The sequence below is a fragment of the Algoriphagus sp. genome (genome assembly GCF_024305035.1).
Lineage (GTDB): Bacteria > Bacteroidota > Bacteroidia > Cytophagales > Cyclobacteriaceae > Algoriphagus.
Genome location: NZ_JAMWZB010000043.1, coordinates 1 through 24,506, shown reverse-complemented (window position 1 = coordinate 24,506; position 24,506 = coordinate 1). Strand labels below are relative to the sequence as shown.

Here is a 24,506-nt window from a genome sequence, read left to right as displayed (position 1 = left end):
ACGGTGGTGTGAGAGGACAGGTAGGGAAATAATCCCTACCTTCCTACTCGATTCATTAATTTTTTTAATCGAAAAGCTCGTGAATCGGCTCCCCGGTAGCACCATTGGGAAGGCGGATATTGAGTAGCATGGACAGGGTTGGCGCAATATCGGTTACCGTAGCGTATCGTGTGCTGTGGCCGGATTTTACTCCCCAGCCATAGAATAAAATCGGAACGTGCGTGTCATAAGTATATCCAGTTCCATGGGTTGTGCCTCGAGCACCCCCCGCAAGCCAAGCAGGTTCATATATGATCAGCAAATCGCCTGAAGCTTTGTGATTATAGCCCATCTGAAGTAAATGAGGACGATGTTGATCAAAGGAGGTATTTCTCATGGCATCTGCAGTATAAACTTCCTTGATTCCATTGAAGCGCAATAGGAAACTTGCCAAATCATGCTGCAGCGCTACGATATCCACTCCGGTATCTTTGGCTAGTTTGTGATTGAGAAAAATTTGGTCATTGGAACCATTGAGGATCCAATCTCCTTGGCCATAAACTTGAGCGGTATAGCCTTTGAGTTGAGCTAAAATATAGCCTGAATTAATGTTTCCAGCAGGCACATTTTCACTTTGCATGTAAGTGGCGATATCGGCGACACCGTGATCAGCAGAAAGGAAAACCAGGTAGTTGTCTTTCCCATATTCTTCATCAAGGAAATTCAAAAACTTTTCCATTTCCCGGTCTAATCGGATGTAATTGTCTTCCAGTTCCTTAGAGCTTGGGCCAAACCGATGGCCAATGTAGTCAGGGGAAGAGAAACTGACTGCCAGAAAATCAGTGACTTCTCCTTTGCCTAAGTTTTCCCCCTTGATAGCAGCATAGGCAAAATCCAGGGTCAGCGTGTTTCCAAAAGGAGTCGATGCCACCATTCCATATCCTCCATTGTCCTCCTTCAGGCTAGCAAGGTCATAGGGGAAAGTGGGGCTGTCTTTTCCGATAAATGGCGCCTCGAAATCATTATTATCATCGATGCTATTGACGTACTTTTCCATGGGTAAAAGTGGCTCCCAAGTTTGGTTCAGGTACTTATCAGCCTGCTTTTGGTCATTAAAGTCTTTTACCCACTTGGGCAGTTCCTGGTAATAATAAGTGGAGGTCATGAATTCTCCAGTATTGCTGTCGTACCAATAGGCATCGCCCAGGTGCCCTCCCGGCAGGCTGGCTCCTCGGTCTTTAATGGCGACGGCGACGACTTTTGACCGCTTATTGGTAGAAAATCGTAATTCATCTGTGATGGTGGTGGTCAGTAAATTTCGGGGACTGATTTCACCGCTCATGGGGGTGCCACCCACGTTGGTGACTGTGCTGTCGCTCGCACAATAAATGGACTTGTTTAGGCTTCTGACATACCAATTATTCCCAATGATTCCATGGGTGGCAGGAGTCGTACCGGTGTATACCGAAGCATGCCCTGGACCGGTATAAGTTGGGATGTAATTGTAGTGACCATTTTTCATTTCAAATCCTTCCCGAAGCAATCTTTTGAAGCCCCCCTCGGTATAATTTTCTGAGAACTTATAAAAATATTCTTGCCGCATCTGATCCACAACGATGCCCACGATGATTTTGGGCCTTTGTGTGGTTTCTTGGGCTAAGATCGCTAATGAAATGAGGGAAAATAAAGCCCCCAAAAGGATGGTTTTTTTCATTTTTCAAACGGTTTGTCGCCCCAAAGATAATGATCTCAAGCGATCGGTGGATTAAGACTTTGTTAAATGGCTAAAAGAACAGACATTGTAAAATTAAAATTTCCCTACCCATGAAAAAACTCAAACTTCTTTTTACTGCGCTCTTTTTGACCAGTATGGCTTTTGGTCAATCGTATTTCGAGGATGGATTATCTGCCGATTGGCATCGATCTCGTCGTGAGGCCTTGAGGGCATTAATGCCGGCCAATAGCATGGCCATTCTGTTTAACAATCCCGTGAAAAATCGTTCCAATGACGTAGACTTCATCTATCATCCCAATACCGACTTTTTCTATTTGACTGGCTTGAGAGAACCGAATTCAGCATTAATTATTTTTTCTGAAAAAAGACAAATCGGAGAACTAGAAACAGATGAATTGATCTATGTTCAAAATAGAGATCCTAGGGCTGAAATGTGGAATGGAAAACGACTGGGTATCGAAGGAGTACAAGAGAAGCTTGGATTTGATCAGGTGTTTTTATTTGAAGAATTTGGGAAAAAGCCTGAGTTGGATTTCGAGGAGTTTGATCAGCTTTTGACCTTTAATTTATCCCAGGAGATCGAGGGAAGTAGCTCCAATAATGGCTTGAAAAAAATGATCAATGAGTTCAAAAAAGCTGCAAATTATCCAGAGGAAGTATCTGAAGTGCGTCTTCAGATGTATCAGATGATTCGGGCGACCGATATTGAGAATTCTGCAAATGTTGCTCAGATTATTGGGCGATATAAAAATCGCTACCCTGAAGTAGCCAATGATCAGGTGCTTAAAGATTTTTTAGAGGCCGATAGCCCTGAGAAAAGGATGGAAGTTCGTGAAAAAGTGCCTCAAAATAAAACAGATATTTTTGCACTTTCTCAGCTAATGGATGTGCTTCGGGAGGTCAAAACTCCAGAGGAAGTCTCCCTGCTCACAAAAGCCGCCAAAATATCTGCCGTTGGTCAGATAGAGGTCATGAAAGCGACCAAACCTGGCATGTCCGAGCGCGAAATTCAAGGAATCCATGAGTTTATTTACAAGCGATACGGTGCCGAAAATGTGGGGTACCCTTCCATCGTTGGCGGAGGAAATAATGGCTGCATTCTCCACTACATCGATAATGACATGAAGCATCTCAGCGAAAGGTTGATTTTGATGGATCTTGGAGCAGAATGGCGTGGCTATACGGCAGATGTCACCCGTACGATTCCAGTTTCTGGGAAATTCAACGAAGAAGAAAAGGCCATTTATGAGCTGGTTCTGAAATCACAAGAGGCGGGAATTGCACTTTGCAAGCCTGGAGTGGAGTTTGGGGAGATTGGTCGGGTAACTCGAGAAATCATTAATGAAGGACTCGAAGAACTTGGGATTATCGAGAAAGGGCAGCGCCACAATTATTTTCCTCACGGGACCAGTCATCATTTGGGACTGGATGTACATGATCGTGGCGGATACGGTCCGTTGAAAGAAGGAGTAGTGTTGACCGTAGAACCGGGAATCTACATCCCGGAGGGAAGTGATTGTGATCCTAAGTGGTGGGGAATTGCCGTGAGAATTGAAGATGATATTTTGGTCACGACTGGAGAACCGGTCAATCTCTCCGGGGATGCACCGCGGACCGTAGCCGGGGTGGAGCAGATGATGCGAATACCTAGTGTCTTGGAAAACTGGGTTTTGCCTGAAATCGATTAATGCTCCTGACAATTCGGCAAAAAGAAACTTGAAACGGGAAGAAATTGCATTTCAAAGGATGTGAAAAATCAGCGTTTGAAAGCTATTTAAAATCAAAGTTTTGTTTGGGAAAGTCATTTCCAAAAAAGAGTTTCCTGTATGGAATTAAACAGAAAAGGGTGATTGATGGAAATTCAGTGGTAATCCTTCTCTAAAAAAGACAGGGTAAGGAACATTGGATTTCAAGGAGCCCCGCGGGTAGAAAGGGGCTTCTGAATCATCAATGAAGCTCAGGATCGAGAATTACATCCTGTAAAGAGAATTGAAAGGAATGGGTAAGTTTCCAGTTTCAATTCCTCAAGCCCTAGTCTCGGCTCCGCAAATCACCCCGCTTAATCGATCGGATGAACTGTCCCCAAGCAAATGGATCCAGTAAACGGAGTGGTCTTGGTCCGTAGAGATCTTGATTTTGAAGCATCTGTCCCTGCTGGAAATATCGGAAATTCTCATTTCCAGAAGCAGGCATCTGCTCGGCCCATCGCAGTAACATTTCAGGACTCATATTGGCCCGACTGATGGACATTGGGTCGACGACATTCAACGCAAGTACAGCTTGCTTAAACTCTTTTTCGCTAGGATAAGGCATCACTTCCACCTCTGCCAAAGCAATTTCATCTACTTCCATTGTTAGAATCAAACTAATTTTGTCAGATTCCATGTTTTCAGGCACCTTAAATGTTTGGCGCTTCAGTCCAATAAAACTAAAGACAATGCTATCTCCCTCTAAAACTGGCATGGAAAAGTAACCATAACGCCCACTGCTGGTTCCGCGGCCTTTTTTGGGAACATAAATATTCACACCGGGAACCGCATCTGTGCTATCGGCATTCAAAATAATTCCCGATAGCTGGATAACTTTTTTATCTCGATCATCCTGTGCATACAGCTCAGTGGAATGAAAAACAATCAAGGAAATGAAAGCTAGTGCAAGGAGTAAAATTGGATTCTTCACGAATTTATAACTAATTGGTTTGCCAAAAAGTTGGCTTTTTGGAATCTTAATAGCCTAATTTCGGGTCTTTTTTTAAATTCACCAGTAAATCTTGGTTAAAACTTACTAATGCGACTCAAAAATATCAGTTTAAGTTATGGATTACGAATTTTCAAGGCATTAGGGGAAGAGCCCCGTGTTCGAATCATTCATTTACTGATGTTAAACAAGGAATTGTCCATTTCCGATTTGGAGCATATTTTGGATTTTACCCAGACCAAAACAAGCCGACACCTTATTTATTTAAAAAATGCGGGACTATTAGGTAGCCGTCGAGTGGACCAATGGATGTTTTATTACATTTTGGAAGAATATCTGGAAATCATTCATCAGATTTTTAAATTTATACAAAAAGACGCCAGTTTAATCAGGGATCAAGAAACCTTCGAAATTCTTAAATCCAATCGAGAATTGGCCATCAATAAAATTCAAAATAATCAATACCGTCGCTAAAATCTCTTGAAAACTTACCAACACCTCTTCTTCGACTTGGATCACACTCTCTGGGATTATGATCGAAACGTCACAGAATCACTTTCCGAACTCTACCAACTTTATCAACTCAGCGAATTGGGAATTCCCACTTTTAAAAAGTTTTTTGAGGCTTTTCATGCTGTGAATTTCCAGCTTTGGGATTGGTACAATGTCGGAAAAATCGATAAAGTCAATCTCCGTAAGGAGCGGTTTCCCCGAATTTTTGCCCATGCGGGAGGAAAGTCAGAAGCCATTCCTGTGGAATTTGAAGAGGATTTTATGCACAGAACTTCATCCAAGCCCCATGTTTTTCCGTATTCAAAAGAAATTCTGACCTATCTGAAAGGTAAGTACAAGATCCACGTGATTACCAATGGGTTTAATGAGTCTCAATCAAAAAAAATGAAGTCCTCCGGGTTGGATGTCTTTTTTGATCTGATTGTGACCTCTGAAACGACCGGGCATAAAAAACCAGATCCCCGAATTTTTCAATACGCCATGGATCAGTTGAAAACCAAATCCAAAGATTGTTTGATGATCGGGGACAATCCTCAATCGGATATTTTGGGTGCGCAGCGGGCCGAAATTGATCAGGTATACTTTAACCCTGAAGGGAAGATCTCGGATATTCTACCCACCTATGAGATCAAGCATCTTCAGGAGCTAGAGACACTTTTGTAAGTCAATTCACCTTCCTTTAGCTGTGGATATCCTATCTTTGAAACTCAGAATTCACATAAACTCCAAATAGTATGTTAAAAGGTTTTTTCAACGTACCCACTCCGGTCAATGAGCCGGTGAAATCCTATGCACCGGGAAGCCCGGAGCGGAAAGAGTTACAAACAAAACTTGCCGAATTACGGGCCACTCAGGTGGATATTCCCATGTATATTGGCAGTGAGGAAATCCGTACCGGAAAAACGAGACCGCTCTCTCCACCCCATGATCATCAGCATATTTTGGGGCATTTTCATGAAGGGGATGCTTCTCATGTCAAGCAGGCGATCGATTCAGCCTTAGGGGCCAAAGAAGCTTGGGAAAATTTGGAATGGGAGCAGCGAGCAGCCATTTTCTTAAAAGCGGCAGATCTTTTGGCGGGTCCTTATCGTTCCAAGATCAACGCGGCGACTATGCTTGGACAATCCAAAAATGCCATGCAAGCAGAAATCGACTCGGCGTGTGAATTCATAGATTTTCTTCGTTTCAATGTGAAATATATGTCTGAAATTTATGCTCAGCAGCCGCCTGTCTCAGGAAATGGGGTTTGGAATAGGCTGGAGCAAAGACCGTTGGAAGGATTTGTGTTTGCATTGACTCCATTTAATTTTACGGCAATTGCAGGTAATCTGCCTACTTCTGCTGCAATGATGGGAAATACCGTGGTATGGAAACCGGCCTATACCCAGATCTATTCTGCCAATGTCCTGATGGAAGTTTTTAAAGAAGCCGGAGTGCCAGACGGAGTGATCAATTTGATTTATGTGGATGGCCCAACAGCTGGAGAAATCATTTTCAAACATCCTGACTTCGCCGGAATTCATTTTACAGGTTCAACAGGTGTATTCCAACATATTTGGAAAACCATTGGAGAAAATATCAAGCTTTATAAATCTTACCCGAGAATTGTGGGCGAGACTGGTGGAAAAGACTTCGTACTTGCTCATAAATCTGCGGATGCAAAATCAGTAGCCGTTGGATTGGTAAGAGGCGCATTTGAGTATCAAGGTCAAAAATGCTCCGCTGCCTCTAGGGCTTATATCCCTTCCAATCTTTGGGAGGATGTGAGGAAATACCTGCTCGAGGATCTTGCCTCGCTCAAGATGGGAGGAACAGAAGATTTTACCAATTTCATCAATGCGGTAATTGATGAGAAGGCCTTTGATAAAATTGCCCAATACATTGACCAAGCCAAAACTGCCGAGGGAGTGGAAGTTATTGCAGGCGGTAATTACGACAAATCCAAGGGCTACTTCATTGAGCCGACCGTCATCCTTACCCAAGACCCGATGTACACCACCATGTGTGAGGAGATTTTTGGGCCGGTTTTGACCCTTTACGTGTACCATGCGGAGCATTTCGAGACCGTATTGGAATTGGTGGATCAGACTTCCCCTTATGCGTTGACTGGTGCTATTTTCTCCCAAGATCGGTATGCCATCGAATTGGCAACTCAAAAACTGAGAAATGCTGCTGGGAACTTCTACATCAATGATAAACCAACCGGTGCAGTCGTAGGGCAGCAACCATTTGGCGGTGCAAGAGCTTCAGGTACCAATGACAAGGCAGGCTCGATGATCAATTTGCTTCGTTGGGTATCACCACGAACCATCAAGGAAACCTTTGTATCTCCTACAGATTACCGATATCCGTTTTTGGGAAAAGACTAGGCCATGCCTAATGAGCCATACAGATTTTCAAGGGCCTCGGGAATTTCTCGGGGCTTTTTTGTACAAAAAAAACGGCTGAATCACCCCAGCCGCTCATAAATTGTTAGTATTGCTCCTTAATTTCTTAAGTATACATCGCTCCATTTACATGGATCACCTGTCCGGAGAGGTAAGTGCTCATGTCCGAACCCAAAAATACGCACACATCGGCGATTTCCTCCGGTTTGCCTCCCCGCTTCATCGGGATGGCGTCTCTCCAGCCTTGTACGGTTTTTTCATCCAATACTTCAGTCATCTCAGTTTCAATAAATCCGGGTGCTACTGCGTTACAACGGATATTTCTGGAGCCCAGCTCCAATGCCACAGATTTTGTAAACCCAATAATTCCCGCTTTGGAGGCGGCATAGTTGGCTTGACCGGCATTCCCTTTGGCACCGACCACTGAGGTCATATTGATAATGGAACCGGACTTGGCTTTCATCATAACACGGGTCGCTGCTTTAACGGTATTGAAGCAGGATTTTAGGTTTACATTTATGATTTCATCCCAAGATTCCTCGGTCATTCTCATCAATAGATTGTCTCGGGTAATCCCAGCATTGTTGATTAAAATATCCAACCTGCCGAATTCACCGACCACATGAGTGATCAATTCCTCAGCGGCTTGAAAATTGGAGGCATCAGACCGATAGCCTTTGGCCTTAATCCCAAATTCAGCTAATTCGGATTCTAAGGCCTGTCCTTTTTCTACAGAGGATAAAAATGTAAATGCCACGTTGGCACCTTCCTGTGCAAATCGGATGGCAATGGCTCTTCCGATTCCTTTGGACGCACCGGTAATTAAGGCAGTTTTTCCTGAAAGTAAACCCATGTATGTTCGTTTTTTGTTTGTCCCAAAATTAGAAAAAAAGACAGAAGAATCAGTTTGCTTCATTTACTCAATTCATTTTTCCTTGATTTTCAAAGGATAAAACTGTGATTTGATAGTAAAGAAGAATATTGAAATAGAAAAATTGTCTTTAGCGAATATTTCTTTTGCGAACGAGTTTTTGGTCTCAACGAACTGGTTTTTATTGAACTTTAGACAGATCAGACCAAATTTTTTTCTGAATCCAAAAGGCCTATTTTTGCATAGTTTCAATTCGTTATTAACTAAGATTAAAAATATGTCATCAACCAAATTTGACTTAATCGTTTTGGGGAGTGGTCCCGGTGGATATGTGGCTGCGATTCGAGCTTCCCAGCTTGGCCTCAAGACGGCCATTGTAGAGGCGGAGGAGCTAGGCGGAATTTGCCTCAACTGGGGCTGTATTCCTACCAAAGCCTTACTTAAAAGTGCCCAGGTTTTTGAATACATCAATCATGCCACCGACTATGGAATCAGCGTAAAAGATGCCAAAGCAGATTTTTCGGGTATGGTGAAGCGAAGTAGGGGAGTGGCAGACGGAATGAGCAAAGGAGTAACTTTTTTGATGAAGAAAAATAAAATTGAGGTGATTGCAGGTTGGGGGAAAATCCAACCCGGCAAAAAAATCGAGGTAGCAGATAAAGAAGGCAATAAGACAGTTTATTCCGCAGATAATATTATCATCGCAACCGGCGCAAGAGCTCGTCAGCTGCCTTCGATGAAAATCGACGATAAAAAAATCATTGGCTATCGCAAAGCAATGACGCTAGATAAGCAACCTAAAAAAATGGTGATTGTCGGTTCGGGAGCAATTGGAGTTGAGTTTGCTTATTTTTATAATGCGATTGGTACCGAGGTGACCATCGTCGAATATTTGGATCGTATCGTGCCGGTCGAGGACGTGGAGGTATCCAAGGCCTTAGAGAAAATTTATAAAAAGGCAGGGATGACCATCATGACTTCTTCTGAAGTAACTGCAGTCGATACCAAAGGTACAGGTTGTAAAGTCACGGTCAAAACTGCAAAAGGGGAAGAAACATTGGCCTGCGACATCGTGCTTTCTGCAGCTGGTGTGGTTTCAAATATCGAAGACATCGGTTTGGAGGACGTGGGAATTCTAGTGGATAAAGGGAAAATCAAAGTAGATGAATACTACAAGACCAATATGCCTGGCTATTATGCCATTGGGGATGTGGTGGCTGGACCTGCTTTGGCACACGTTGCGTCCGCAGAGGGAATTATTTGTGTGGAGAAAATCGCCGGGCACAATCCGGAGCCTTTGGATTATGGTAATATTCCGGGCTGTACGTATTGCTCTCCAGAAATTGCCTCAGTAGGTATGACTGAGGCAAAAGCAAAAGAAGCCGGGTATGAAGTTCGCGTGGGTAAGTTTCCGTTCTCGGCTTCGGGTAAAGCATCCGCAGCAGGAGCGAAAGACGGTTTTGTAAAACTTGTCTTTGACAAAAAGTATGGAGAGTTACTCGGAGCGCACATGATTGGTGCAAACGTGACCGAAATGATCGCTGAAATCGTAGCTATCCGCAAACTGGAAACCACAGGACATGAGCTGATCAAAACCGTTCATCCCCACCCAACAATGTCAGAGGCGGTGATGGAAGCGGCGGCTGCAGCTTATGACGAAGTAATTCACCTTTAATTTTGATGATTTATAAAAATATATTGACACCAGGCCCAAACAATCGGTCTGGTGTTTTATTTTTAACCGTGATATACATGAAAAGGTGATTTTGGAAGAAGGACAATTGATTGCAGGACTGCGCACAAGAGACCGCAAGACGGTGGAATATTTGTATGATAAGTATTCTACAGCGCTTTTTGGGGTGATTTCCAGAATCATTCCTGACAGGGATATTGCTGAGGAGGTTTTTCACGATGCCTTTATTAAGATAACCAACAAAATTGACTTTTATGATGAGTCCAAGGGAAGACTTTATACTTGGATGGCAAATATTTGCAGAAACTCAGCAATCGATAAATTACGGTCTAAAGAAATTTCACAATCCAATAAGACCAACACCATTGAGGACTTCGTATATGGTTTCGAAAGTGAATCAGGAACCATGGAGCAGGTAGATGGGATCGGAGTGAGAGAGCTGATGAATCAGCTAAACGAAGATCAAAAGTTTATAATCGAGTATATTTACTTCAAAGGATATACGCATTCGGAGATTTCGGAGGAATTCGATATTGCTCTGGGAACCGTTAAGTCCCGGGTAAGGGCAGCAATTCAAGTATTAAAAAAGAACTTAGACAGCATCTAGTGGATATTCAAGAATACATAGCATCAGGCAAACTCGAGCTTTTCCTTCTGGGAGAGTTGACCGAGCGTGAGCGTGAAGAAGTGCTGGAACTGGCTAAGAAATACCCGGAAATACAGCAGGAATTGGACGCATTGGAGGAGGCCATGTTTGCCTTTGATCAACTGACCGGAATTGCTCCTTCTGCGAAAGTCAAAAGTGGTATTTTCGATAGCTTGGAGGAAGAGTTTCGGAACACAAAAGGGGAAGAGAAATCAGTGGAAGCACCAAAGATTGAAGCTAAAGTAGTAGTTCATTCTGCTTTTTGGAAAAGCTTTGCAGTGGCAGCTTCTATCGTGGCTGTTCTGGCTTCAGCTGTAGCCATTTATTTTGCCGGGAAATTTCATGACACGAATCAACGCTTTACGGCTTTACTTCAAGAGCAGCAGGTTTTGGCTGATAACCTCAACCAAGTGAAGCAGGAATATGAGCAAACAGATTCTCGTTTAGACAGATTGGTGTCGGGTGATTTCAAACGAGTGGAAATGCTCGGTGAAGCACTTGACATGCAGAAAGATGCCAAAGTGGACGTTTTCTGGGATCAAGGGAGAGAAGAGGTTTTCATCGCCGTGAATCGATTAAATTCGCTCAGTGCTGAGTTTGATTATCAGCTTTGGGCAATCGGTCCGGATGGCCCGGTGGGGATTGGAATCGTCGATCCTTCCCAGCCATTTAATTTGCAGCAGATGAATGCTGTTGCTGAAGCAGGAGCTTTCGCGATTACCATAGAACCAAAAGGAGGATCAGAAGCTCCTACACTGGAAAAATTAGTGGTTTTAGGCGAAGTTGCTTAACATTGAACTGTAAACTATTTGAGCCCGTTCAAACCAGATCGGGCTTTTTTTAATTCTTTTGAGTAAACTAGTAAGTAACTCAAAATCATGCCCAATCATGGAACTTCAACTCTCGACACCAGCGCTTTTATTTTCAGCCATCACCCTATTAATGTTGGCATTTACCAATCGTTTTCTGGCAATAGCCAGTCTTATCCGTGGTCTCCATAAGAAATTTAAAGACAACCCGGATGAGGAAGACTTGGTTGTCGAGCAGTTACATAATTTGCGGAGAAGGCTCTCCTTGATCAAAAACATGCAGCTCTTTGGCATTTTTAGCTTTTTATTGTGTGTGATTTGTATGTATTTGCTGTTTCAAGGTTATACGATTGCTGCTAATTGGGTTTTTGTTGGGAGTATGGGGTCTTTGCTAATCGCTTTGGGGCTTTCACTGATTGAGATTCAGATTTCCACCCAAGCACTGAACCTAGAGTTATCGGATATGGAAGAATTATTTCGTTCGCGAAAAGGTAGTTTGGATTTTATCTTCAAAAAGGAGAATAAGAAAGAATGAGAAAATATTTTGGGTTGCTGATTCTAGTGGTTGGATTTCAGGCTTGCCAACCCGGACAAAAAAAGGAAGAAATTCGATCCGAACTTTCGGAGGAATTAAATCGGATTTCGGTTATCAATGTAGCGGATGCCCGTCAGTTCTATGCTTGGACTTCTGATCGAATTCCCTTGGTATCCGCTCATAGGGGAGGACCTTATCCTGGATTTCCAGAAAATGCGATTGAAACCTTTGAAAATGTACTAAACTATACGCCAGCAATTATCGAACTCGATGTGGCGATGACCAAAGATTCGGTTTTGGTGTTGATGCATGATGATGAGCTCGACCGGACAACCAATGGAACCGGAAAGGTGGAAGAGGTTAATTATGAATACATTCAAAGTCTATTTTTAGAAGATAATGACGGGAATTTGACCGATTTTAAAGTGCCTACTTTGGAAAAGGCTTTGCTTTGGTCAAAGGGAAAAGCGTTGCTCACGGTGGATATTAAGCGCTCTGTGCCTTTCGAGCGGGTGGTGGAGGAGGTTCGATCTGCCCAAGCGGAGTCTTATGCGGCCCTGATTTCGTATACGTTTCCAGCTGCCAAGAAACTTTATTCACTTGCACCCGAATTGATGCTTTCGATCACCATCCGAAATGAGGAGGAAATCCAGCGTTTTGAGGAGACAGGTATTCCTTGGGATCGGGTGATAGCCTTTACCGGATTGGCCGAAAGAACGCAAGGGTTCAATAATCAACTGCATCAAAAAGGAGTTTTTACCATTTTGGGAGTGTTAGGCAATTTAGACCGAAGTGCCATCAGCCGAGGGGATGAAATTTATGTAAGTTTTGTTCAAAACGGAGCGGATATTTTAGCCACAGACCGACCGATAGAAGCTGCTGCAGCGATCCGAGGTCTTGTCCCGAATCAAAGTTCAAAATCTATCTATTTCGAAAATGCTTATTGATCTGAGAAGTGACACCCTAACCCGGCCAACTCCGGGAATGAAAGAAGCGATGTTTTCCGCTCCTCTTGGAGATGATGTGTTTGGAGAGGATCCAACGGTGAATGCGCTCGAGGAGAAGATCGCCAAACTGTTTGGAATGGAGGCGGCAATTTTTTGTCCCTCCGGCACGATGACCAATCAGATTGCCATTCGGCTGCATACTCAGATTCAGACCGAGGTGATTTGTCATCAATATGCTCATATCTATCTCTATGAGGGAGGAGGGATTATGGCCAATTCGCTGGCTTCTGTGAAATTATTGGATGGGGCTTTTGGAAAAATCACAGCAGCTCAAATTGCAGAATCCATCAATCCAGATGATGTGCATGCTCCTGAGACGACTTTAGTTTCTCTTGAGAACACCATGAATAAAGGAGGAGGGAGTATTTATAGGTTGGATGAGGTCAAGCCTATTCGTGATCTTTGTCGAGATAAAGGAATCAAACTTCATTTGGACGGCGCCCGACTGTTCAATGCTTTGGTGGAAAGCGGCGAAAGTCCGCTCGATTGGGGGGCGCATTTTGACACCATTTCAATTTGCTTGAGCAAAGGATTGGGCTGCCCTGTTGGCTCAGTCTTAGTAGGAAGCAAAGCTGATATCAAGCGGGCCAGAAAGGTGCGGAAAGCATTTGGAGGTGGAATGAGACAGGCAGGATTTTTAGCTGCTGCTGGAATTTATGCTTTGGACCATCAAGTGGAAAGATTAAAAGAGGACCATGTCCGGGCGAGCGCTTTGGGGGAGATGCTCAGTAAACTACCTGTTGTAGCTGAGGTTTTTCCGGTGACCACCAATATTGTGATTGCGAGACTTGTTGGAACTACTCCAGAAGAATTTATGAAAAACTTGGCCGAGCAAAACATCAAATCCGTCAAGTTTGGAAAAGATCTAGTCCGATTTGTGACCCATTTGGATTTTGGAGATGAGCAATTGGAGGAATTTGGGAAAAGAATTCGGAATATCTAGTCAAAATAGGATTTGAAGCTATTCCAGTCCATTTCCGCCTGAAAAGGCCTTTTTTATGTTATTTTGCAATTCACTAAGGAAAGTGACCCAGGAAAAATAGCTTGATCCTCACTTCTTGATACGAGTTACTTGCTTAGTTCGTGGCTCTAACCTCTTGCTTCTACGAAAATGAATTCTACACCCCTAGCCGAACGCATGCGTCCGACCCGATTGGAAGACCTCATCGGGCAGGAACATTTGTCTTCACCTTCGTCTTTTTTGCATAAAGCCATCAAGTCAGGGAATGTTCCTTCGCTGATTCTTTGGGGGCCTCCTGGAGTTGGTAAAACGACCATAGCCAATATCATCGCCAATGAAATCAAAGCCCCATTTTATACGCTTTCGGCAATTAGTTCAGGGGTCAAAGATATCCGTGAAGTCATCGAGAAAGCGAAATTTCAAATGGGGGTGGTGCTTTTCATTGACGAAATTCATCGCTTTAATAAATCTCAGCAGGATGCGCTTTTGGGAGCTGTGGAAAAGGGGATTATTCGGCTGATTGGCGCGACTACCGAAAATCCATCGTTTGAAGTGAATTCAGCGCTACTTTCCCGATGTCAGGTGTTCACCTTAAATCCTTTGGGAAGAACTGAAATGGAAGCCATGATGAGGCAGGCCTTGGAAAAGGATGTGGATTTGAAAAAAGTAAATGTGGAATTGCTGGAAACCGATGCGTTGTTACGGATTTCAGGGGGGGATGGGCGAAAGCTTTTAAACTTGCTGGAAATCGTCATCGACGGAATCAATGAAAACCCTACGGTAATCACCGACGAAAAGGTCATGAAGATTGCGCAGCAAAAAGTCGCCTTGTATGACAAATCCGGGGAACAGCATTATGATATTATTTCGGCTTTTATCAAATCCATCCGTGGTTCTGATCCCAATGCTGCCGTCTATTGGCTAGCTAGAATGATCGAAGGAGGAGAGGACGTGAAATTTATCGCGCGTAGATTGGTGATTTTAGCCTCCGAAGACATTGGAAATGCCAATCCAAATGCCCTGCTCCTAGCCACTAATTGCTTCGAGGCTGTTAAAATCATTGGCTATCCCGAGGCAAGAATCATCCTTTCCCAATGTGTGACCTACTTGGCAAGTTCTCCTAAAAGCAACGCCTCCTATTTGGCGATCAATAAAGCACAAGCCTTGGTCAAAGAAACTGGTAATCTTTCAGTTCCTTTTCACCTCAGAAATGCTCCAACTAAGCTGATGAAAGACTTAAACTATGGGAAGAATTATCAATATGCCCACGATTTCCCCGGAAATTTTGTGAATCAGGAGTTTTTGCCGGATGAAATAAAAAACACTTCCTTATACCAGCCCGGAGCGAATGCCCGTGAAAATGACCTTCGAAAATATTTATCCAGTAAGTGGAATGGGAAATATGGCTATTGAAAGATTATTTGAGATTTATCAAATAGTTTTGATTTATCTATGAATAAAACAATCTTTTCATTGCCTAATCCAGTAGATTTAAAGCTCAAATAAAAATATTAGTTCCAATAACTTTTTTGTTTCAATAAATTATCTGTTTTTAGTTCCCGTATTTGTGTTGATTGGTGGTTTTACCATTTTTGATACCAAATACCGTCCATCAGCGGACAGTTTGAACAAATCCTTTCTAGAATTGATCATAAAATAAACTAACCACAATTTTTGCTATGAAAAAACTAGCCGCTTTAGGTTTGGTCGCAGGCATGTTGAGTCTTCCTGCACTGGCCCAAAACAAGATTGACTTCAGGGAATTTACCCTGGATAATGGATTGCATGTAATCATGCATCAAGACAACACGACACCCATCGTCATCACGTCGGTTTTGTATCATGTTGGTTCCAAAAATGAGAATCCCGAACGAACCGGATTTGCTCACTTTTTTGAGCATTTGATGTTTGAGGGTACCGAAAACATCGAGCGTGGAGAGTACATGAATATCATTCAAGGTCGTGGAGGAACGCTTAACGCCTTTACCTCAAATGACATTACCTACTACTATGAATTACTCCCGTCTAACGAATTGGAACTGGCGCTTTACATGGAAAGTGAGCGAATGCTTCACTCTAAAGTGGATGAAACGGGAGTAGAAACTCAGCGCGAAGTTGTCAAAGAAGAAAGACGTCAGCGCTACGAAAATCAGCCTTATGGAACGATCCTTCCCGAAACATTGAAGCGAGCCTATGCCGAGCACCCCTACCAGTGGGCACCTATTGGCTCCATGGAGCACCTGAACGCAGCGACCATTGAGGAGTTTCAACAGTTTTACAAGGATTTCTACGTGCCCAACAACGCTACTCTTACTATCGCTGGAGATCTTGACTATGAGGAAACCGAGCAAATGGTACGAAAGTATTTTTCCGAAATTCCAAAAGGAGAAAAGACCATTTATCGACCGGATGTGGTAGAACCCAAAAAGACATCAGAGATTCGCGATGTGATCTATGACAATATTCAGATTCCAGCGGTGATTCAGGCTTACAATCTTCCCCCGCAAAATCATCCCGATTCTTATGCGATGAACATGCTGTCCACTTATTTGACTGGAGGGAATTCTTCCTTGATGACAAAAGAATTGGTGGACAAACAACAGAAAGCATTGGCTGTAGCGGCGATTCCTTTAGAATTGGAGGATGGCGGACTCTTTCTCATGTATGGCATTGCCAACATGGGTGTAGAACCGGAAGCTTTGGAGACTGAAATCGATGGGCTTCTTAAAAAGGTACAGCAAGAAGGTATCTCGGATCAGGACTTTGAGAAGTTGAAGAATATTATCGAGAATAATATTGTCAGTGGAAATTCTTCCATGGCGGGTATTGCTCAAAATCTAGCTCAGGCCCACGTGATTTATGGAGATACCAACTACATTAATCAAGTGATGGATGCCTACAGCAAAGTGACTCAAGATGACATCAAGCGCGTAGCCAATGAGTATCTCAATCTTGATGGAAGGGTAGTCTTGTATTACCTCCCTAAACCGAAGGATTCTGCTACCGAATAATTGTTTCATCTCAATCACAAAAAAAACATGAAAAATATACTATCGACCTTTATAATTGGACTTCTTTCAGTCTCTCTGGCCTATAGTCAGGTAGATCGAAGCCAACTTCCAGCCTCAGGCCCAGCCCCTGAAATTAAAATTGGAGATGCAGAAACATTCACCTTAGACAACGGTCTGAAGGTTTTTGTGGTCAATAATGACAAACTTCCTAGAGTATCTTTCAGCTTAGTCTTGGACAGAGATCCACTTTTTGAAGGAGATAAAGCAGGTTTGACCGGGTTTGTAGGTCAAATGCTCACCGCAGGAACAGCTAACCGAACCAAAGATCAATTGGACGAAGAAATTGATTTCATTGGCGCAAGCCTTTCAGCTTCCTCTACCTCAGTATTTGCCTCCTCACTGAAAAAGCATCAGGATAAAATATTGGAATTAATGGCAGACGTGCTTTATAATCCTACTTTTCCAGAAGAAGAATTGGAAAAAATCAGGAAGCAAACCCTAACTGGTTTGGCTCAAAGCAAGGATAATCCCGATGCCATCGCGTCTAGACTCGCAGCAGCCATGGTCTATGGAAAGGATCATCCCTATGGAGAAGTTTCTACCGAGGAGACGATCAATAATATCAGTATTGAAGATGTCAAAGAATATTATCAGACGTATTTCAAGCCGAATATCGCATATCTCGTAATTGTGGGAGATATGACCAAGGACGAAGCAGAGCAAGTGGTGGGAACCTATTTTTCACAATGGGAGAAAGGGGAGGTTCCTTCCTTTGACTATCCCACCCCTACACGAACCAACGCAACAAAAGTAGGCTTGGTTGATCGGAGTTCTTCGGTTCAGACGGTCATAAATGTATCTCAGCCTGTATCGTTGAAATTGGGTGATGAAGACTACATTCCCAGCAGATTGTTAAACCAGATTTTGGGTGGTGGTTCTTCTTCTCGGCTTTTTGTAAACCTTCGTGAAGACAAAGGCTATACGTATGGCGCTTACTCTTCCATTGGATCGGATCGATTGATCGCCAGATTTTCTGCCAATGCTTCGGTAAGAACTGAAGTTACAGATTCTGCCATGGTAGAAATGCTCTACGAGATTAAGAAAATTGTAGAGGAGGGTGTAACCGAAGAAGAACTTGAAAAAGCAAAGGCAAATCTTTCCGGTTCTTTTGGAAGGTCGCTCGAAAGCCCATCTACCATTGCGAATTTTGCATTGAATATTGAGCGGTATGATTTGCCAAAGGATTATTATGCCAACTACCTCAAAAACCTAAACAGTCTGACCGTTGAGGACATCAATGCAACCGCCAAGCGATTGATCGATCCGGATAAGCTTTATGTCATGGCTGTAGGAAATGGAGATGCGATCAAAGATAAACTGGCGCAATTTGGCCCCATTACGATGTATGACAATCTTGGTTTTGAGGCAAAAGAGTTAACCGCTGATGCAGATATGACTGCTGAAAAGGTGATTGATAAATACCTTGAGGCAATTGGTGGTGCAGAAAGCATCCGAAATGTCAAAACAGCCAAACTCTCCATGGATGCAGATGCCATGGGTACCCAAGTCAGTATGGTTTTTAGCTATGATGCAAATGGACGCTATTCTCAAAAAACGTTAGTGGGCGGAAATGTTGTGCAAAAGACCACAGTTTTAGAAAGTGGAGGCACTATTTCAGCTCAAGGTCAATCCATGGAGATCCCTGCAGATCAGTTAGAGTCAGCCAAGATCAATTCATACCTATTTCCGGAGGCACTCTATGAGGATTTGGGCTATGCCATTCGATTGGAAGGGTTAAAAGACGTGGAAGGTACTCCAGCTTACAAGGTAGTATTGGTCTCTGAATCAGGCGCCGAATTAATCAATTATTATGATCAACAGACGGGTCTCAAAATTAAAAATGAAAACCCAAGTTTGGGGGATACCTTTTATTCCGACTATCAGAGCAAAGCCGGTGTGTTAATTCCGATGGCTTGGACTATCAAGTCGCCCATGATCCCTGTTCCATTGGAAGGAAGAATTACCAATGTAGAAATCAATCCTACCCTGAGCGAAGATGATTTTAACTAGGGCTTTATTGGAAATGGCGATTTAAATTAGAAAAACGGGATAAATAATTATCCCGTTTTTTTTAGTTTTTCCACTAAGCAAGTTCCTCAGCTTCCTGTTCTGAAACCGAAATTTTATAGTTGGGATAGAAGTTGTCCCCCCGATCTTCAAAGGAAAAGTCCAAGGTTTGACCATTTATTCGTGAGATGGATAGGGTGATTCCACTCTTTTGTTCGACCGATTTGATCTCATCCCCAATCATTAATTGCGTATAAGCGGGACTAGTTGGATGGATTCGCTCAATGGTATTTTTTTGAAGAATAATTCCTAGACTTCGAGTAAGCATATCTTCATTAGGCCGTTCTTCTAAAACAAAGCCCATCAGGGGGAGGATTTTTTTCAGTTCCTCTACGATGGATTCTTTCCCAGCAATAAATTTTTGGTAAAAGTCTACACTGTCCCAAGACAGCGCAGCTCTGGAGACCAAGAGCCAAAAAGAGCCTTCTTGATAGCTTTTGTTTTTCCTGCCAAAACGCTCAAAAGCTTGCTTCATAACCTCGGGGAGAGAACTTTCAAACCTCCGCAAATGAATGTCTAAAGCCCAAGCGATCAGAGCCCCATTGGCATAGATGTTTTGTTTTTTGTTGGGGATGCCTGCCTGGTACCCATCCAGCCAAAGATCAAAAGAGGAGGCTAAAATGCTTTCATTTTTCCATCCCAAATCCCTGGAAACTCGATTGATCGTTTTTTCCATTTCCTCAACGAATTCCTGGGTCGAATATAATCCCGCCTGCAGCATGTACCAGTCTCCGAGATAAGAGGTAATGCCTTCTAGGATCCAGCCTGACTTGGTGTAGCTTTCTTTGGAAAAGTTGTAAGGCAGTAACTCTTTGGGGCGGATGCTACATACATTCCAGGCATGATAAAACTCATGTGAACTCACCGCAAGTAAATCCTTCATGGCTTTTTGTTCAGCAAGATTCTGGGCTGGGCCAAAGGTGATGACAGTTCCCCTGCGGTGCTCTACTCCATGAAAATGTGGATAGGGAAGTAGTTGGTAAATGAAATGATATTCTTTTTCAGGGAAGGAGCCAAAATCCTGAACCTGCACCTCCATAAGCGCTTGAATTGATGTCAAAAATTCATCTAGGTCAAAAACGACCTCTCCATGAATCCAACAGTGGATAGGAATATCTCCAAGCCTGATTTTCCAATGGGTTAATTTCTGAGCTGCCAAAAAGGTAGAATCTGCCACTTGCTGAAAATCCTCAGCCAGGTACTCCCCAGTTGAGCTAAGTGGAAGGGTGCAGGCAACCTGGGGGAATTTCGGGAAATTGAATTGAAAGAGGTAATCCATCCGTGTGGTTCCCTTCACTTCAAAACAACAATTAACCAAATTGAGGTAAACCTGTTGATCATCTACCCAAGATGAGCCGGCATCCATTTTTGCAGCATAGAATTCATAACGTATTCGGTAGATTCCGGGCTCAGCGACTTTGAATACCCAGCTGTCTTTGGTTGACTTTTCCCAGAAAACCGCTTGGTTGTCCGAATCAAAAACAGAAAACGATCGGATATTTTGGGCATAATTTGCGATCTGGTAGCGTCCAGCCCTCCAGGCTGGGAGCTGAAGTTTGATCGAATTAGGGATACGAATGTCGATATTGATTTCAATTTGGACAAATTGACTAGTAGGGGAAAGGCAAGAAAAGGTATAGTGAATCATAGATGAAAATTAAGGAGTTGATATTCAATAATTATATTGTCATTGTTTGAATTTCAGAAAAGGCTGTATATCTTTGCAGTCCTTTTTGGAGGCTAAGTCCAAAGGAGCAAGTTAAGAAAGCAATTAGATAAAGATATTCGATCATGAAAAGAACATTTCAGCCTTCTCGCAGAAAAAGAAAAAATAAGCACGGATTTAGAGAAAGAATGTCTTCTGCGAACGGCAGAAGAGTCCTTAAAGCACGTCGTGCAAAAGGGAGAAAAAAATTATCAGTTTCTTCCGAAAAGACCCTCAAGAAGTAATTCTTTGAGGTAGTTTTCGTATGTTTCCATGCGAATTGACTCCTTGTGATGAATTACAGATTTCCTAAAAACGAGCGATTACATGCTCAAAAATTAATCAAGGAACTTTTTAACGAAGGTTCCTCTTTTTTTTTGTATCCTTTCAAGGTACTTTACCTCGAGAAGAATACATTGGACTGTCATCAGGTTTTGATTTCCATTTCCAAAAAGAAGATAAAAAAGGCTGTTCATCGAAATCAACTCAAGCGTAAAATCAAAGAATCCTATCGGCTTAACAAACATTCACTGCAAAGTGAAGAGCGATTAGCTTTGATTGGTTTGATTTATGTAGGTTCAGGCCTGATGGACTTTCGGGAATTGGAGGATAAAATCAAACTCATTTTAATGAAACTTCAGACCGTGCTTTCTCCAAAAAATGAAACTAATGAAGACAAGAAAAAATAACGTTATTCTTTGGTCACTGGTTGGCCTACTGGCATTTTCAGGAATAGTTGGGTTTACGACAACGAATGATAAATTATTTGCGCTAGCAAAGAATATTGACATTTTTGCGACAATGGTCAGGGAACTGGATTCCTACTATGTCGATGAAATCAATCCAGATGAGCTGGTGACCATTGGGATCAATGCCATGCTGGAGGAGCTGGATCCTTATACTGAATATGTACCCGAGGAAGAATCCGAAGATTTCAGGATGATGACCACTGGTGAGTATGGCGGGATTGGTGCACTGATTGGAAACAGGGGGTCAGGCAATATTATTCTCATGCCCTACACGGGGTTTCCAGCGCAATCTGAAGGATTGAAAATAGCCGATCAAATTTTAAAGATTGATTCGGTTGATGTATCCGAAAAAGCAACTGGGGAAGTTTCAGATTTACTCAAAGGCCCAGCAAATACTCCGGTCAAACTGAAGGTAAGGCGGAATACAGATACCTTGGAGTTTAAACTTGTAAGGCGAAAGATATCCTTGAAAAATGTACCTTTTTACGGTAAACTTGATCAGCGAACTGGTTATATTAAATTAGGAGATTTTACTAAAAATGCGTCCAATGAAGTTCGGAAAGCCCTGATTGAGTTGAAAAATCAAGGCTCAGAACAATTGATTTTGGATTTAAGAGATAATCCAGGGGGACTTTTGGGTGAAGCAGTGGAGATTGTCAATTTATTTATCCCAAAGGGTAAGGTAGTTGTAAAGACAATCGGGAAACTCGAAAATGTCAACTATACTTATAAAACATCCAAGTCGCCTGTGGACAAGGAAATTCCTCTTGTCGTTTTGATTAATGAGCGAAGCGCCTCAGCTGCTGAAATCGTAGCAGGTGCCCTCCAGGATTATGATCGAGCAGTTCTGATAGGACGAAAATCCTTTGGAAAGGGACTTGTCCAGACGACTGTTCCCTTGACCTATAATGCCCAGTTGAAAGTGACAACAGCCAAATATTACATTCCCAGTGGACGTTGTATCCAAGCGATTGATTATGCCCAAAGTCGAGAAAACGGGACGGTGATATCGGTTCCGGATTCGCTGAGAAAAGAATTTAAAACCAAGAATGGAAGAATCGTTTTGGATGGGGCAGGAATCGAACCAGACCAGCTGGTTGAGTCCGAAAGCTATGCGCCTATTTCGTATAGTTTGGTAGCTCGTAGTCACGTTTTTGATTTTGCGACTGATTATTTTTACAACCATGATTCGATCGCAGATCCCTCCATCTTCCACATTACAGATCAGGATTATCAAGACTTCATTTCCTTTTTAGAAGGTAAAGAATATGATTATACGACCTATTTGGAAAAATCCGTGGAGGATATGCGGGAAACCGCAAAGAATTCCCCACTTTATGAAGAGATCAAAGTTCAGCTCGAAGAGCTAGAAAAGAAAGTTAATCATAGCAAAGAACAAGATTTGATCACTTATCAAGAGGAAATAAAAAAAATAATTTCAGAAGAGATTGTTTCCAGGTATTATTTTCAAGAAGGTATGATTGAGGCAAGTTTGGGAAAGGACAAAGATGTGCTCAAAGCGGTTGAGATTTTGTCCGACCCCAAAGAAATAGACTTGATTTTGTCTGCTTCCGCAAAATAAAATGGCATTAATTCTATCCATAGAGACCTCTACTGATAAGTGTTCTGTTGCCTTGCACGAAGAAGGACGGCTCATTTCTCTTAAAGAGCGAGAGGAAAAAGGAGCACATGCAATGAGGCTTCCCGGTTTGGTGGATGAGGTATTGCTGGATGCGAAATTGCCTTCGGATCGTCTCAAAGCGATAGCTGTCTCTCAAGGGCCGGGCTCTTACACGGGGTTGAGAATAGGAGTCTCTACTGCAAAGGGTTTGGCCTATGCGTTAGATCTGCCCCTGATCGGTATCAATACCCTTCAGGCTTTAGCAATTCAGATGTCTGCTGTAGAAAGGGACAGTCTAATCGTAGCTCAGATAGATGCTCGCAGGATGGAAGTCTATTCACAGGTGTTTGATAGTTTGGGTACAGCTCTATCAGAGGTTTCCCCTGTAATATTAACTAATAATAGCTATGAGGACTTACTGTTGAAGCACAGGCTTTATTTTATTGGAAATGCGGTAGAGAAGGTTTCCGCATCAATTTCTTCATCGAATGCTACATTTATAGAAGGAGAGTTCTCAGCAAAATGGTTAGGAGAGATTGCTTTTCGGAAATTTTCAGAAAACAAATTTGAAGACTTGGCGTATTTTGTACCGAATTATTTAAAGGATTTTCAAGTTCTTCATTCAAGAAAAAACCCCTTTCTATCATGAACGAGATTGTAAATAGAGTAGCTCAAAGCCCGATTATTTCAATTAATTTGGAAGATCATTATCCTAGAGAGGAGCGTTTGGTTTTTGATCTCAAGCCCTTTCTTTTTCAGGAATTGGTTTTGAGAGAGAAAGAATTCCGGTTGGCGTTAAAAGAACATAACTGGAATGAGTATGCTGGCAAGTGGGTCGCTATTACTTGCAGTGCGGATGCGATTGTTCCCACTTGGGCGTACATGCTCGTGGCTACCTTCCTTTCTCAGGCTAAGGGCTATGTCATAGGAACTAAGGAGGAGCTGGAGATCTACATTGCTGAGCGGTGCATTTCAGATTTGGACCTGGAGAAGGTGGACGGTGCACCTGTTGTGATAAAGGGATGTAGTGAGATTACAATTCCACTTTTTGCTTACGGCAGGTTGGTTTCTCGGATCCAGAGCAGAGCAAAATCCCTTATGTTTGGAGAGCCATGCAGTACAGTTCCACTCTATAAAAAACCAAAGAGCTGATTTTTAGAGGAATGAGTTTTTGTAGTAAAATTCATTTAATTTTTATGCATTTTTCGCTTGCTTAATCTGCTTATCTCACCTATGTTTGCACTCCCAAATGAGAAAAGTCTCGGGGAATTAGAGTTTGAAAAGCGGCAAAAGAAATAAAATTAAAATATTTCATTTCGGATTTTGGTAGAAAGAAAAACATTCCGATATTTGCACTCGCTTTTGGGGAAAGTAGTCCTCACCAGCTCTTGAAATGTCAAGAGGCAAGTTCTTTGAAGTGATGTAAGGCGAAAAAATAAAAACCTGAGGGATGAGGTTAA

22 protein-coding genes are annotated in these 24,506 nt (G+C 42.6%); 18 read left to right on the top strand and 4 right to left on the bottom strand.

What is annotated here, in order from left to right:
• Positions 1-64: 64 nt before the first annotated feature.
• Entirely contained in the window at positions 65-1,693 is a 1,629-nt protein-coding gene (gene pafA / locus Q0L00_RS18370; protein ID WP_297338358.1) for an alkaline phosphatase PafA, read from the bottom strand.
• Between the two features lie 110 nt (positions 1,694-1,803).
• Between pafA and Q0L00_RS18365 the strand changes: the two genes are divergently transcribed.
• On the top strand, positions 1,804-3,402 hold the full coding sequence (locus Q0L00_RS18365; protein WP_297338357.1) for an aminopeptidase P family protein: 1,599 nt from the start codon (positions 1,804-1,806) through the stop codon (positions 3,400-3,402).
• Positions 3,403-3,745: 343 nt separating this feature from the next.
• Here the strand turns inward: Q0L00_RS18365 and Q0L00_RS18360 are convergent, their stop codons facing one another.
• On the bottom strand, positions 3,746-4,357 hold the full coding sequence (locus Q0L00_RS18360) for a carboxypeptidase-like regulatory domain-containing protein (protein WP_297338360.1): 612 nt from the start codon (positions 4,355-4,357) through the stop codon (positions 3,746-3,748).
• A 144-nt stretch (positions 4,358-4,501) separates the two neighbouring features.
• On the opposite strand from Q0L00_RS18360, the gene Q0L00_RS18355 reads away from it, so the two are divergent.
• The 3 genes from Q0L00_RS18355 to pruA all read left to right on the top strand — a co-directional run bounded on the left by Q0L00_RS18355 (position 4,502) and on the right by pruA (position 7,293).
• Positions 4,502-4,885, top strand: coding sequence for a metalloregulator ArsR/SmtB family transcription factor (locus Q0L00_RS18355; protein ID WP_297338356.1), 384 nt, complete (start codon positions 4,502-4,504; stop codon positions 4,883-4,885).
• A 6-nt stretch (positions 4,886-4,891) separates the two neighbouring features.
• On the top strand, positions 4,892-5,587 hold the full coding sequence (locus tag Q0L00_RS18350) for a YjjG family noncanonical pyrimidine nucleotidase (protein ID WP_297338355.1): 696 nt from the start codon (positions 4,892-4,894) through the stop codon (positions 5,585-5,587).
• Positions 5,588-5,658: 71 nt separating this feature from the next.
• Positions 5,659-7,293, top strand: coding sequence for an L-glutamate gamma-semialdehyde dehydrogenase (gene pruA / locus Q0L00_RS18345; RefSeq protein WP_297338354.1), 1,635 nt, complete (start codon positions 5,659-5,661; stop codon positions 7,291-7,293).
• A 124-nt stretch (positions 7,294-7,417) separates the two neighbouring features.
• Here the strand turns inward: pruA and fabG are convergent, their stop codons facing one another.
• The gene (gene fabG / locus Q0L00_RS18340) at positions 7,418-8,164 is read right to left on the bottom strand and encodes a 3-oxoacyl-[acyl-carrier-protein] reductase (protein ID WP_297338353.1); all 747 of its coding nucleotides are present in this window, start codon (positions 8,162-8,164) and stop codon (positions 7,418-7,420) included.
• Positions 8,165-8,459: 295 nt separating this feature from the next.
• Here fabG and lpdA point away from each other — a divergent pair, with 295 nt between their 5' ends.
• The 9 genes from lpdA (at position 8,460) to Q0L00_RS18295 (ending at position 18,914) form a co-directional block, all read left to right on the top strand.
• Positions 8,460-9,857 carry a dihydrolipoyl dehydrogenase gene (gene lpdA / locus Q0L00_RS18335; protein ID WP_297338352.1) on the top strand — a complete coding sequence of 466 codons (1,398 nt, stop codon included), beginning with the start codon at positions 8,460-8,462 and terminating at the stop codon, positions 9,855-9,857.
• Positions 9,858-9,948: 91 nt separating this feature from the next.
• Positions 9,949-10,482, top strand: a complete 534-nt coding sequence (locus Q0L00_RS18330) for a sigma-70 family RNA polymerase sigma factor (RefSeq protein ID WP_297338359.1) — start codon at positions 9,949-9,951, stop codon at positions 10,480-10,482.
• On the top strand, positions 10,482-11,312 hold the full coding sequence (locus Q0L00_RS18325; protein WP_297338351.1) for an anti-sigma factor: 831 nt from the start codon (positions 10,482-10,484) through the stop codon (positions 11,310-11,312). The genes Q0L00_RS18330 and Q0L00_RS18325 overlap by 1 nt, the downstream gene beginning before the upstream one ends.
• A 97-nt stretch (positions 11,313-11,409) precedes the next feature.
• Positions 11,410-11,865 carry a DUF2721 domain-containing protein gene (locus Q0L00_RS18320; protein WP_297338350.1) on the top strand — a complete coding sequence of 152 codons (456 nt, stop codon included), beginning with the start codon at positions 11,410-11,412 and terminating at the stop codon, positions 11,863-11,865.
• Positions 11,862-12,812, top strand: a complete 951-nt coding sequence (locus Q0L00_RS18315; RefSeq protein WP_297338349.1) for a glycerophosphodiester phosphodiesterase family protein — start codon at positions 11,862-11,864, stop codon at positions 12,810-12,812. Before Q0L00_RS18320 ends, Q0L00_RS18315 begins: the two co-directional genes overlap by 4 nt.
• Positions 12,802-13,815, top strand: a complete 1,014-nt coding sequence (locus tag Q0L00_RS18310) for a GntG family PLP-dependent aldolase (protein ID WP_297338348.1) — start codon at positions 12,802-12,804, stop codon at positions 13,813-13,815. The genes Q0L00_RS18315 and Q0L00_RS18310 overlap by 11 nt, the downstream gene beginning before the upstream one ends.
• Positions 13,816-13,983: 168 nt before the next feature.
• Entirely contained in the window at positions 13,984-15,246 is a 1,263-nt protein-coding gene (locus Q0L00_RS18305; RefSeq protein WP_297338347.1) for a replication-associated recombination protein A, read from the top strand.
• Positions 15,247-15,512: 266 nt separating this feature from the next.
• Positions 15,513-16,844: a pitrilysin family protein gene (locus Q0L00_RS18300; RefSeq protein WP_297338346.1), complete on the top strand. Its 1,332-nt coding sequence runs from the start codon at positions 15,513-15,515 to the stop codon at positions 16,842-16,844.
• Positions 16,845-16,871: 27 nt separating this feature from the next.
• Positions 16,872-18,914, top strand: coding sequence for an insulinase family protein (locus Q0L00_RS18295; RefSeq protein WP_297338345.1), 2,043 nt, complete (start codon positions 16,872-16,874; stop codon positions 18,912-18,914).
• A gap of 73 nt (positions 18,915-18,987) precedes the next feature.
• Here the strand turns inward: Q0L00_RS18295 and Q0L00_RS18290 are convergent, their stop codons facing one another.
• Positions 18,988-20,619, bottom strand: coding sequence for a M61 family peptidase (locus Q0L00_RS18290; RefSeq protein WP_297338344.1), 1,632 nt, complete (start codon positions 20,617-20,619; stop codon positions 18,988-18,990).
• Positions 20,620-20,762: 143 nt separating this feature from the next.
• On the opposite strand from Q0L00_RS18290, the gene rpmH reads away from it, so the two are divergent.
• From rpmH to Q0L00_RS18265, 5 genes are read left to right on the top strand one after another with little or no spacing between them, the layout of a single operon-like run.
• Complete coding sequence (gene rpmH / locus Q0L00_RS18285; RefSeq protein WP_084421262.1) at positions 20,763-20,921, top strand: 50S ribosomal protein L34; 159 nt, start codon at positions 20,763-20,765, stop codon at positions 20,919-20,921.
• Positions 20,922-20,969: 48 nt separating this feature from the next.
• Entirely contained in the window at positions 20,970-21,365 is a 396-nt protein-coding gene (rnpA, locus tag Q0L00_RS18280) for a ribonuclease P protein component (RefSeq protein WP_297338343.1), read from the top strand.
• Positions 21,337-23,007, top strand: coding sequence for a S41 family peptidase (locus Q0L00_RS18275; RefSeq protein WP_297338342.1), 1,671 nt, complete (start codon positions 21,337-21,339; stop codon positions 23,005-23,007). The genes rnpA and Q0L00_RS18275 overlap by 29 nt, the downstream gene beginning before the upstream one ends.
• 1 nt (position 23,008) lies before the next feature.
• Positions 23,009-23,695 (top strand): tRNA (adenosine(37)-N6)-threonylcarbamoyltransferase complex dimerization subunit type 1 TsaB, encoded by a 687-nt coding sequence (gene tsaB, locus Q0L00_RS18270; protein ID WP_297338341.1) that lies wholly within the window; start codon positions 23,009-23,011, stop codon positions 23,693-23,695.
• Entirely contained in the window at positions 23,692-24,198 is a 507-nt protein-coding gene (locus tag Q0L00_RS18265; protein ID WP_297338340.1) for a DUF2480 family protein, read from the top strand. The genes tsaB and Q0L00_RS18265 overlap by 4 nt, the downstream gene beginning before the upstream one ends.
• Positions 24,199-24,506: the final 308 nt, after the last annotated feature.